This is a genomic window from Comamonas sp. CMM02, assembly GCF_014851485.1.
Taxonomy (GTDB): domain Bacteria; phylum Pseudomonadota; class Gammaproteobacteria; order Burkholderiales; family Burkholderiaceae_C; genus Comamonas; species Comamonas avium.
In genome coordinates this window covers 871,663-883,770 of the sequence record NZ_JACUZW010000003.1, presented here as the reverse complement: position 1 = coordinate 883,770, position 12,108 = coordinate 871,663, and the positions used below count along the sequence as shown (strand labels likewise).

The 12,108-nt window shown below is 50.5% G+C and carries 8 protein-coding genes; all 8 read left to right on the top strand.

Features of this window, described 5'->3' with window-relative positions:
* Positions 1-228: 228 nt before the first annotated feature.
* The 8 genes from IB213_RS13555 (at position 229) to IB213_RS13520 (ending at position 12,108) form a co-directional block, all read left to right on the top strand.
* Positions 229-405, top strand: a complete 177-nt coding sequence (locus tag IB213_RS13555) for a hemagglutinin repeat-containing protein (protein ID WP_192407101.1) — start codon at positions 229-231, stop codon at positions 403-405.
* Positions 402-3,803: a hemagglutinin repeat-containing protein gene (locus tag IB213_RS13550; protein WP_192407099.1), complete on the top strand. Its 3,402-nt coding sequence runs from the start codon at positions 402-404 to the stop codon at positions 3,801-3,803. Before IB213_RS13555 ends, IB213_RS13550 begins: the two co-directional genes overlap by 4 nt.
* Positions 3,800-4,612 (top strand): hypothetical protein, encoded by an 813-nt coding sequence (locus IB213_RS13545; RefSeq protein ID WP_192407097.1) that lies wholly within the window; start codon positions 3,800-3,802, stop codon positions 4,610-4,612. The genes IB213_RS13550 and IB213_RS13545 overlap by 4 nt, the downstream gene beginning before the upstream one ends.
* A 556-nt stretch (positions 4,613-5,168) precedes the next feature.
* Positions 5,169-7,514, top strand: coding sequence for a hypothetical protein (locus IB213_RS13540; RefSeq protein ID WP_192407095.1), 2,346 nt, complete (start codon positions 5,169-5,171; stop codon positions 7,512-7,514).
* A gap of 2 nt (positions 7,515-7,516) precedes the next feature.
* Positions 7,517-8,122: a hypothetical protein gene (locus IB213_RS13535; RefSeq protein WP_192407093.1), complete on the top strand. Its 606-nt coding sequence runs from the start codon at positions 7,517-7,519 to the stop codon at positions 8,120-8,122.
* Between the two features lie 117 nt (positions 8,123-8,239).
* The gene (locus tag IB213_RS13530) at positions 8,240-10,297 is read left to right on the top strand and encodes a hemagglutinin repeat-containing protein (protein ID WP_192407091.1); all 2,058 of its coding nucleotides are present in this window, start codon (positions 8,240-8,242) and stop codon (positions 10,295-10,297) included.
* Positions 10,297-10,623, top strand: coding sequence for a hypothetical protein (locus IB213_RS13525; protein ID WP_192407089.1), 327 nt, complete (start codon positions 10,297-10,299; stop codon positions 10,621-10,623). Before IB213_RS13530 ends, IB213_RS13525 begins: the two co-directional genes overlap by 1 nt.
* A gap of 93 nt (positions 10,624-10,716) precedes the next feature.
* Complete coding sequence (locus tag IB213_RS13520) at positions 10,717-12,108, top strand: hypothetical protein (protein WP_192407087.1); 1,392 nt, start codon at positions 10,717-10,719, stop codon at positions 12,106-12,108.

Here is a 12,108-nt window from a genome sequence, read left to right as displayed (position 1 = left end):
CGTCTGGCATTCAAATGCACTAAAAACTCAAAAAACATAGCTGTATGCGTAAGATATGCATAGTTTTTAGATATAAAACACTTTAAAAGTGTGAAATAGAAAGCGCTAAATGCTCATTTTTTAGATGAAGCAGGCCGCTCTACACGTCACGGCAGAGCCTTTGACAGCCGCGCTTGCCGCATCACCTGGGATGCCAAAAACCATCTCTTCTTTGGCAGCAGCCAGGAAGTGGGTACACAGATCAACACCCAGGGTACAACCGTCATCAATGCAGGCAACGACATCAATGCCCGTGCAGCCCAGGTGCAAACCACACAAGACCTGCGCCTGAACGCAGGCAATGACGTCAACATCACCGCAGGCCAGGCCAGGCCAGCCAGTCGCTTGATGATGCGTATTTTATGAAATTCTCCGGTACGTTTGGCTCCAGCACCCGCACCTGGGCGGACAAAGTCCACCAGACCCAGGCCCAGGCCCAGGCAAGCAGTCTGGGGGGAGACACCATCGGTATCAACGCAGGTCGAGATATCACCGTGGCAGGCAGTAATGTTGTCTCTGACAACGGCACTGCACTGCAAGCGGGCCGTGACGTCAACATCCTGGCCGCCACAGAAACATCCAGCGAGCAGCACTTTCATAAAGAGACCAGCAGTGGCCTGCTCAGCGGTGGAGGCATTGGCTTCACCATTGGCAGCAGGATGCAAAGTACAGACCAAGCGGCCACCAACAGCACTGCAGCGGCATCGACGGTGGGCAGTGTCAAGGGCAATGTGAATGTCGTCGCTGGCAATGCCTATCGCCAGACGGGCAGCGATGTGATGGCTCCGCAAGGTGATATCAACGTAGTGGCAAAAGACATTGCCATCACCGAAGCCGAGCAAACCCACAGCAGCGAAACCCACACCAAATTCAAGCAAAGCGGCCTGAGCGTCTCGATATCGGCACCCGTCATATCCATGCTGCAAACGGCATCCAGTCTGGCTGATGCTGCCGGTAAAACCAGCGATGGACGCATGCAGGCCTTGGCTGCGGGTGGTGCGGCATTGACGGCCTACAACAGCAAAGATGAACTCAGTGCTCTGGCCAACGGCAAACCTGCCGACGCCAACGTGAGTATCTCCATCACCGTCGGCTCCAGCCAAAGCCGAAGCGACAGTGTCCAAAACAGCACCTCCAGCCATGGCAGTAACCTGCAAGCCGGCGGCAACGTCAACCTCATCGCCACCGGGGCCGGCAAAGACAGCAACATCCACGTGCAGGGCAGCGACATCATGGCAGGCAAGGACGTCACGCTGATTGCTGACAACCAGGTCAATTTGCTTGCATCCCAAGACACCAGTAGCGACCGCAGCACCAACAGCAGCTCAAGTGCCGCCGTCGGTGTAGCCGTAACGGTGGGCCAAGGAGGTGCATCATTCGGCATCACAGCCAGCGCAAGCCAAGGCAAGGGTCATGCCAATAGCGACGATGTGGCCTACAGCAACACCCATGTGAACGCAGGCAACACCGTGACGATTCAGTCTGGTGGTGACACCACGCTCCAGGGGGCCGTGGTCAGCGGCAAGCAGGTGGTGGCCGATATTGGCGGAAACCTGAATCTGGAGAGCCTGCAAGACACCAGCACCTTCAGCGGCAAGCAGCAAAACATCGGCGGCTCCGTCACTGTCGGTGCCGGTTTCTCCGGCAGCGTCAGCTATAGCAAAAGCAAGGTCAAGGGTGACTTTGCCAGCGTCAACGAGCAAACCGGCATACAGGCCGGTGACGGCGGTTTCCAGGTCAACGTCAAAGGCAATACTGACCTGAAGGGTGCAGTGATTGCCAGCAACCAGACAGCGATTGACAACAACCGCAATAGCCTGACCACCGGAACGCTTACCCACAGCGATATTGAAAACCACAGCGACTACAAAGCCAGTGGTATCAACCTTTCGGGCGGCATCAGCGTGGCGGGCAGCAAGCCGGCAGGCAAGCCAGAAAGCTCAGGAGGCAACACGGGTAACAACGGAGCCAACTGGTCTTGGCACAACCCAAATAAATCAGGAGTGAACAGCGCAGCTGCAGGCATCAGTAGCGACAGCGGCAATGAGCGCAGCACCACGCACAGCGGCATCAGCGCAGGCGCTGTGACCATCACCGACGAAGCCGGTCAGCAGCAAAAAACCGGCCAAAGCGCCAGTGAAGCCGCAGCCAGTATTCAAAGCAATGTGCTAACCGGCGACGGCAGCAATGGACTCCAGAAAAACTGGGACGGTCAAAAGCTGCTGCAAGAGCAAGCGGCCAATGCACAGATCATGGCAACGTTTGGGCAGCAGGCCAGCAAAGCTGTGGGGGACTACGCAACTCAAAAATTCAAAGAAGCGCAGGCCTCCGAGGACAAAGCAGGAATGGAGGCCTGGAGGGAAGGTGGCGCAGCCCGAGTGGCATTGCACACCTTGGTCGGAGGTTTAGGGGGCGGGTTGGCAGGGGCCCTCGGAGCGGGAGCCGCCAGCGCGGCAGCACCTGCCCTTGATCAGCTGCAACAGCAATTCCAGAGCGCTCTTCAAAACTCGGGGCTGGGTGAGGAAGCTGCAAAGGCAATTGCCAGCCTAGCTGGTGGTGCTACAGCTGCGACTGTGGGGGCGGTAGCCGGCGGCGGGAGTGCAGCAGGCGCTGCAGTGGGTTTCAATGCTGATATGAATAATCGCCAGTTACACCCGAATGAGAAGCAGCGCGTAAAGGAGCTTGCTAGCAACAAAGCCAAGGAAATATGCCAAGCTGATACTACTTGTTTAACTAGAGCAACGCTGTACTGGACAGATATGCTGGAGCGAGTGGCAGAAGCTCGGGTTGACATTCAGGAGGCTTCTAAAAACCAAGCTTACTATAAACAGATCATTGGGGCTGCGGCGCAGTTTGGCAGCGAAGCTGCTATGGGTGGAACACAGTATTTTTTTGATAATTTGAATCAAGCTATACAGATGCTCAACGCCGACGCTGGGAAAATTATTGTGAATAGTCAAGGAGTTCCAGTACTTGGCTCTGATGGAAAGCCTCAGACCTATTTCAGTGCGACGCAGGCCCAACGGGAAAACTCTTATGGAAACATATTTCCAGGAGGTTCACCAGATACGCAGATTTCGATAATTCCTGGTAGGGAAAGACGAGATCAGGAATGGTTAGACCGGTTGAATACACTCAATGGTCAAACTAAGCCTGACACTACCTTTGAAGAATTTTTCATGGGTGGTAAAGCTGCGGAATCTGTGGCGAAAGGTATTGTACGGCTTTTAGGAAGTGAAGCAGATGTTCTGTTTGCTGGTAGCGTGAATCCATCGTTGAAGGGGAATATAGGCATTCGCCAAGTAACAGAGCAAGCTTTACCTGTTCAATTGACTAAAGAAGAAATATTGTTGCTTGGTCAACTAGACAATGCTCCCTCTGCAGAGGCAGGAGGGTATTTAAGGGAATATATTTCGAATAATTATTTTCTGAGAAATGGATATCGTTCTTTAGAGGGTAAATGTGGGGGCGGAAATTGCTTTGACGGGGTTTATATCAGAGGTGATAAAGTTATAATTAATGAAGTTAAGCCAATGAGTGCTAATGGTTCGATAAAACTGAGTGGAGCGAATCCTGCAACTGGATTACCTACACAAATGACAGATGCATGGGTGAGAAATGCTGTCGCACGGCTCGAGAACTCTGGGAATGATGCCGCGAAAGAAACTGCAAAAATTATAATCGATGCCTATGATCGAGGAAACTTAATTAAGACGATAACAGGTGTTCGCAGCGACGGAATTAACTTGGTGAAAATTCCATGAAAATTATGAAAGAATTAAATATTGATGCTCTGATCGGCGCAATAAAATTGTGCGAGGAACGTGAGGAAAAAAATATTTCATCTGTTATTTATAATAAAAATAGAGGATCTATTGGAGCTGTTCTCTGTTTCATGAGCCATCTTCCGGAATATCGAGGAATTTACGAGTATTTCGTCAATGGGAATAAATTTTCACTCAAACAAGAGTTTTATTTGAGAAGTAAGCTTGTTTTGGCCAGTGTTGGTCATGCCGGTGGAGCCTCCTTTGAGGTCAGCATTGATTTTTTATTTGCATTGTTATCAGATAATATTGAAGCCATTAAAGAGATGGCTAGATTGGAAACTCCAGAATTAATATCACAAAGAGATGATCCTAGAAGTTCAAGATTTCAGGTTTACATGCTGCAGCAAGCTATTTTGGGAAATGATGAGAAGTTAAGTGTATTGATTAATAAGTTTGTGAAAGGTGGAGGGAGTAAAATTCGCGAAGAGTATGAACGGGGTGAGAATTTTTTCTATTTATTACTAAATGGCGATAAGTCGGCGCTTGAGAGTTTGATTGAAAATAAACACTCCAAGATTAAATCTTCTCTGCCGGTAATTTCTGACTATATGGCCGTTACTGCTACTATTGAGACAAAGCTTTGCTGGTTTAGAGGTGTTGACGTACATATTAAAAATCCTCGAGTACCAATGGATCTAATGCCAATTGAACCGTTGGAGGTATATGATGATGTTTATAATTTTCTCAGGCCTGGATGGACGCAACCTAAATTTTCAATAATTGATAGGATGCGGCGTTTTTTTTAAATGCGTCGGTGCATAAATAGCTCGTGCTTAAATATATACCAAATAAAATCAATGCTTTAGGGTTGATTAAATTTTTCAAAATTAGAAGAAATAATATAAATTATAAAAGATGGAAATTTTGTTTTTACATTTAGAACTTTTTTGATTTTTCTGGATGCTGGAATAATATCTTTTCAGTTTTCTTTTTGGAAAATAAAAATCATATATACATTCACAATTCTAGGGGTGTAATAGGTTCTGTTGGTGCATACACAATTTGTGTATGAAATAAAAAATTATATAAAAACTAAATTTTCATTAATAAACCATTTGCTCGGCGATGTTGCATAAATCAACTTTGGTGAAATTCACTCGAGACCCTAGCCGTAGCTAGCAACTGCTAGTGTCTATCGTATTATCAATAATGGCGTTGAGCAAAATATCGCAATTGGGGTTTCGTCAAATGGTTTTGTTGTTCGAGTAAATCCTGTAAGTTTTTGGAAATAAGAGCTATGATAAATTTAAAATTGGTTAATGAGTATTTAGCTCCCCCATTATTTTGTTCTGACTTGGGGGGATGGGATATATTGATAATTTTCCTCTTTCTCGTAGTTTAAAGAAAGAGCTGTTTTTATGGGGTAAAGAATATCGAGAAACATTCAATGATGATTATCCTCAAGATTCTGGTTTCTCTTCTTTGGAGGACGAAATTCAACATAAAAATGTAGGAATGCTGCTTGCAAAAAAAATACAAAAGGAGCTTGAAGGGAGATATCTGATTGAATATCTTCCATACAACGTCAAGGGCAATACTGACCTGAAGGGTGCAGTGATTGCCAGCAACCAAACAGCGATTGACAACAACCGCAACAGCCTGACCACCGGAACGCTCACCCACAGCGATATTGAAAACCACAGCGACTACAAAGCCAGTGGTATCAACCTTTCGGGCGGCATCAGCGTGGCGGGCAGCAAGCCGGCAGGCAAGCCAGAAAGCTCAGGAGGCAACACGGGTAACAACGGAGCCAACTGGTCTTGGCACAACCCAAATAAATCAGGAGTGAACAGCGCAGCTGCAGGCATCAGTAGCGACAGCGGCAATGAGCGCAGCACCACGCACAGCGGCATCAGCGCAGGCGCTGTGACCATCACCGACGAAGCCGGTCAGCAGCAAAAAACCGGCCAAAGCGCCAGTGAAGCCGCAGCCAGTATTCAAAGCAATGTGCTAACCGGCGACGGCAGCAATGGACTCCAGAAAAACTGGGACGGTCAAAAGCTGCTGCAAGAGCAAGCGGCCAATGCACAGATCATGGCAACGTTTGGGCAGCAGGCCAGCAAGGCCGTGGGGGACTATGCCGAAGCACAGATGAAGATTGCGGAGCAGCTGCGAAGTCAGGGCAAAGACGCAGAGGCGGATGCCATTAACGCGCTATGGGGCGACAACGGTAGCCTGCGCCTGGCAGCACACACAGTGGTCGGTGGACTGACGGGTGGCGTCAGCGGAGCTGCTGGTGCGGTAGCCGGAACTCTAACGGCACCAGCGGTGGCGCAGGCGTTGAGTGAAGCGGGTATCACGGGGGCATTGGCAGATGTACTGACGGCGGCGGCTAGCACAGCAGCGGGAGCGGTGACGGGTGGCGTTAGTGGTGCGGCTGCTGCTGGCAATGAGGTGACGAATAACTATCTCAAGCATGCCGATGTTCAAGCTCTGGAGAAAAAACTCAAGGCATGCACCAGTCAAGAGTGCAAAGACGATGCCATTGCAGAGGCTTATCGCATCAGTGCGAAAAACGATCTCGAACTGCTCAACTGCAAATCCAACTGCGATGCGCTGATTGCTGAATACCGCCAAGGCTATACAGAAATTGCCAATTTACTCGATAGAGGCGTTAGCGCTAACGACGTAGAGAAGATCTTAAAGTTAGAAAGCATTGCGCAAGTTGCCATTCGCAATCAACTGTCAGAGCGTCAATGCAGCACAGCCGCATGTCAGGCCAACACCCAATACCTTGTGGGTTTGGCAACAGGACTGAGCAATGTCACGCCAGCAGGAGCAGTACTAGGGACGGTGCAGGCTGTCGACCAACTGGTAACTTCCCTTGCGAACAGAGGCTTGGAAGGCACGGCTCTATTAATTGTCAAGGGTATAGCAGATCTGCCTGAAAACATCGTCAGCGGTCTTAACAGCGAAGATCTGAAGGTACGAGGAGAGACGCTGGTCAATGCTTTGCTGATTGGCGGAGTTGCTACCACCGTAGGGGGCAAGCTTGGAATCAAGGTGCTGGACAATGCGGGGGCAGGGCCTTTGCCTGGTTCCTTAGAGTCACAGCGGGGCGGAGTGAAGATCTCAAGTGGTGATAAGAGTGGTGGCTCGAAGGTGGAAATGGGGGGCGCCGAGAAGGCCGCAAACGTCATCGTGCCTAAGGGTTACCTCACTAATGCAGATGGTACGATCACAGGACCAAGAGGTGGGACATACTCACCAACTGGTGCTTTTGACGGTGGAGGTAATCCGGTATTCATTGATGGTACAGGTAACTATTACAAGATGACACCAAGCGGAGCGGCAAGAGTTGTGTCGCCGAATCCGTCATCAAACATCGGTGTGACAGGGCAGATTGGAGAAAATGCACTCAAATCCCTAGGCGGTCAGTCACAAGCACCATTCCAAACCAGTCAAGGGGTGCGTGTTGTCGATCAACTCACTCCAAACGGTATTGCGAATGAATCAAAGGTAGGCTACACATCACTCGATCCAGAAACGAGAATGCAGGTGGCGAAAGATACGGAGCTATTGCTGAGCAATGCCGTTAATGGGGGTACTTGGAATTTCTACACCAGCCCGGTAACAGGGCAAGGGGGACCATCCGTACCTTTGCTTAAAGCATTAACGGATGCAGGCATTAAAGTGATAATTCATTAAATATGCATAATACAAATAATTACACCATCCGTCCGGGAACTAATTATTCGCCCAATTCGGATATCTTCCTGGCGATGGATAAGAAGAAGCTCAACGAATTTTTTCAGTGGTTTATGGAAATTAAGCCTTACTGCATTGAGGAATTGATGCAGTTGATTGGAGATACTCCTGGTTTTGAAAAGTGGGAGGCAAACGATTCAGCGGATTCACTAGATGGGCTTGGCGAATGGTTTGCTAAGAAAGTCAGAAAGCGGGATTATACTCCAGAGGAAATTGAGAAAATTAGAAATAAATTCGATCCAGATTCAAAAATTGAATTTCCCACTTGGGATTTGACGGATGAAACGAAGTCATTGGCTCTCTATGTAGGCATGTACTACGGAGATGTTGCGCTAAAAAATAACTCGCCACTTAAATGGGAGCAATTCTTAGTCAGTAAAAAAAATGCTGATTATGGTCAGCCTGTATTAAATGGGCGTGGTTTTGTGTTAATTAATCCTGTACGGGTTGCTCATTCAGTTGCTTTCGGGTTGATTGATGGTGCAAAGAATGGGGGGGATTTGCGCAAAGGCTATGATTATTGGAGAAATCTTCGAATATCTAGTTGAAAACTCAGAAGATAGTTTCTTGTTTGATACCTATTTTTATAATAGAGCATGATTTTTTAAGGTGCGCGGTAATCTCAGAACCGCAACCGCAACTCCTATGCCAGTGGCGTCAACCTTTTGGGCAGCACCAGCCGTGGCAGCAACCTTCAAGCCGGTAGCAACGTCAAACTCATCGCCACCGGAGCCGGCAAAGACAGCAACATCCTCGTGCAGGGCAGCGACATCACGGCAGGCAAAGACGTCACGCTGATTGCTGACAACCAGGTCAATTTGCTTGCATCCCAAGACACCAGTAGCGACCGCAGCACCAACAGCAGCTCGAGTGCCGCCGTCGGTGTAGCCGTAACGGTGGGCCAAGGAGGTGCATCATTCGGCATCACAGCCAGCGCAAGCCAAGGCAAGGGTCATGCCAATAGCGACGATGTGGCCTACAGCAACACCCATGTGAATGCAGGCAACACCGTGACGATTCAGTCTGGTGGTGACACCACGCTCAAGGGGGCCGTGGTCAGCGGCAAGCAGGTGGTGGCCGATGTGGGCGGCAACCTGAACCTGCAGAGCCTGCAAGATACCAGCACCTTCAGCGGCAAGCAGCAAAACATCGGCGGCTCCGTCACTGTCGGTGCCGGTTTCTCTGGCAGCGTCAGCTATAGCAAAAGCAAGGTCAACAGCGACTACCTCAGTGTGGTGGAGCAAAGCGGCATCAAGGCCGGCGACGGCGGCTTTAATGTGCAGGTGAAGGGTGACACCAGCCTGAAGGGTGCTGTCATCGCCAGCAACCAGGTGGCGGTAGAGCAAGGCAAGAACCACTTCAGCACCGAAGGCGAGCTGACCACCAGTGACCTGCAAAACAGCGCTAAGTACGAAGGCAAAGCCATAGGCGTGAACGCCAGCATGGGCAAAGATAGCGGCAAGTTTGGCGTATCTGGCATGGGGGCAGGGGGGGGGCAGGACAGCGGCAGCGCAAGCAGCACCACTACCGCTGGCATCTCAGGCATGGCGGGCGACACAGCCGTCAGAAGCACCGATGCCGAGACCGGCATACAGCGCATATTTGACAAGGAGAAAGTACAAAAAGAGATCGATGCTCAGGTGGCGATCACGGCGGAGTTTGGCAAGCTGGCGGCCAAGTCATGGGGTGAATATGCCAACAACCGATTTGTCAATGCCGAAAATGAAGAAGAGGTGCGTTGCTGGGGCCCGGATGGCGTATGCCGCGCTGGTGGTCATGCACTACTTGGCGGATTAGCTGGTGGGGTGGCAGGTGCGGCAGGTGCAGGGCTCACTAGTGTTGCTGCACCGCATGTCGCAGGTTATCTGGTTGGGCAAGGGGTCGAGCCAAGCACAGCGGCTGCGCTGACGGGCTTGCTAGCTCTTGGGGCCGGCAACGCCGCTGGTGGTACGGCAGCAGGAGCCGGTGCGCTCAATGAGGCTGCGCAGAACACCCTAGCTGTTATTACTGCCGTTAATGCTACTGTTCAACAGGGGCAGCGCTTTGGGGCGGGAGGACTGATGTTGCTGGACCAAGCCGGCCAAGCGCTATTGCGCACGTGTGCGAGCAGTAGCGTGTGCATGAATCTACTGCCTGCGGCAGCGGCGGCGTGGTTGGCTGCACAGTTGACCCAGGAGTTTGAGGCGAAGCAACCGAGTCTGGCGGATCAGATACCCGGCTACGGTGGTGGCTACGGACCGAAGCCGGGGCCGAGCCACACGGGCAATGACAAGCCTGCAAATCCCACGCCAGGAGGTTCATCGACGGAATATCCTGCGGAGGGGCCGAAAGAGAGCGGGGTTGTGGGTGGCAAACCACTTGACCCCCAGACGCCTGAGGGCAGTATCCTCCCCGGAAAGCCTGCAGATCCTTTGCCGGGAATTGGGCCAGTCTTTAGTGATGACGCAAATAGCCCAAAAGGAGGCAAGCCGATTGAATTTGATGGTCAGTTCTACTCGGTTGATGGACTAAAGTTTAGTAAAAGCTACTATGAACGCTTATGGCAGCAAGGTAGGCCTGCTCCTTTCGTGCAAGCCAAAGAGGTTTTGGCTAGCAACCCTAAAATTACTCCTGACCCACGTGGTGCAGAAGGATACTTTCGTTATGAGGGAGCGGGTTTGGAAATGATTTACAACCCATCGACAGGGCAGATTGGACACATTCAACCAATAAGGTCTAAGTAATGGATATTTGGGAAAATTTACTGGAAAATTTAGAGAGCTATAGAAATGTTAATATTGCTATTCGGCACTGTATGAGTTTTTATGAAAATAGGTGTTCTGCAATTATTAAAGAAATCAAAAGTAAATCATATGATGAGTCTCAGACACTTTTTAATGAGATTTTTGATATTCAAAATAAATTAGCGACTGCAAAGTATAAGTATGAATTTAAATTGAATGATAAGCTTGAGGATCTTGTTTTTTGCTTTGAAAGAGATGATTCTTATTCCAGAGAATATTGGTATAAATGTTTCAAAGAAGGCCTTGAGTGGCCTGAAGAAAAATGAAAGGCTAGTTAATAAGCAGCTGTAGTCGGCGGCGTAATCAATTCAAGACTGACGGTAGCTTGCAACTGGAAGACCTGCACAACAGCGCACACTATGACGGCCAGGCCGTGGGGAGGCAACGACGCGGGCAAGTTCGGCGTCAAGGGCGTGGGAGCCGGCGTAGGCCAGGACAGCGGCAGTGCCCAAGGCACCACCACGGCGGGTATCTCGGGCATCGCCGGCGACCAGAGCGTGCGCACGGGCGATGCTACGGGTATCGAGCGGATCTTTGATCAGGACAAGGTGCAGCGCTACATCGATGTGCAAGTGGCGATCACGGCGGAGTTTGGCAAGCTGGCGGCCAAGTCATGGGGTGAATATGCCAATGGCCGATTTGCCAACGCCAAGAACGAAGAAGAGGCGCGTTGCTGGGGTCCGGATGGCGCATGCCGCGCTGGTGGTCATGCACTACTTGGCGGATTAGCTGGTGGGGTGGCAGGTGCGGCAGGTGCAGGGCTCACTAGTGTTGCTGCACCGCATGTCGCAGGCTATCTGGTTGGGCAAGGGGTCGAGCCAAGCACAGCGGCTGCGCTGACGGGCTTGCTAGCTCTGGGGGCCGGCAACGCCGCTGGTGGTAAGGCAGCAGGAGCCGGTGCGCTCAATGAGGCTGCGCAGAACAACCTAGCTGTTATTACTGCCGTTAATGCTACTGTTCAACAGGGGCAGCGCTTTGGGGCGGGAGGACTGATGTTGCTGGACCAAGCCGGCCAAGCGCTATTGCGCACGTGTGCGAGCAGTAGCGTGTGCATGAATCTACTGCCGGCGGCAGCGGCGGCGTGGTTGGCGGCACAGTTAACCCAGGAGTTTGAGGCGAAACAACCGAGTCTGGCGGATCAGATACCCGGCTACGGTGGTGGCTACGGACCGAAGCCGGGGCCGAGCCACACGGGCAATGACAAGCCTGCAAATCCCACGCCAGGAGGTTCATCGACGGAATATCCTGCGGAGGGGCCGAAAGAGAGCGGGGTTGTGGGTGGCAAACCACTGGATCCTCAGAAGCCTGGGGATAGTGTCTTGCCTGGAAGTCCTGCAGAGCCGTTGCCTGGGATAGGGCCAGTTTTTAGTGAAAATGCAAATAATGGCATTCCGCGAGCTTTTACCTCTGCAGATCCGATCGTTGGGAGCACTGCTACGACGATTGATAAAGCCTTACCGGGTGTTGTTCAGGATGTCAATGTGCCCATAAAAAATTCGACAGTGGGCTTGTCGTCAGACGCAGACATCATGCTGAAAAATGGAGATGTAATTGAGGTCAAGTCCGGCGGAGGGAAAGGTGCAACTACGCAAGTTATTAATCAAACTAAAATAATTGGTGATTCTGGGGAAGTAATTGTTTATGGCCCTGAATTGAAGTCCTCAGTAATAAAAGGAATAAGAAATTCAGGTACAAAAGTTTTTGTAAATTTAGATGATCTAATTTCTTATATAAAATCTAAAGGTTTATAG

What these genes read in the sequence shown, in the direction of transcription:
- IB213_RS13550 (WP_192407099.1), top strand. Translation starts at nt 402, where the DNA reads ATGAAATTCTCCGGTACGTTTGGCTCCAGCACCCGCACCTGGGCGGAC.
- IB213_RS13545 (WP_192407097.1), top strand. Translation starts at nt 3,800, where the DNA reads ATGAAAATTATGAAAGAATTAAATATTGATGCTCTGATCGGCGCAATA.
- IB213_RS13540 (WP_192407095.1), top strand. Translation starts at nt 5,169, where the DNA reads ATGGGATATATTGATAATTTTCCTCTTTCTCGTAGTTTAAAGAAAGAG.
- IB213_RS13535 (WP_192407093.1), top strand. Translation starts at nt 7,517, where the DNA reads ATGCATAATACAAATAATTACACCATCCGTCCGGGAACTAATTATTCG.
- IB213_RS13525 (WP_192407089.1), top strand. Translation starts at nt 10,297, where the DNA reads ATGGATATTTGGGAAAATTTACTGGAAAATTTAGAGAGCTATAGAAAT.
- IB213_RS13520 (WP_192407087.1), top strand. Translation starts at nt 10,717, where the DNA reads ATGACGGCCAGGCCGTGGGGAGGCAACGACGCGGGCAAGTTCGGCGTC.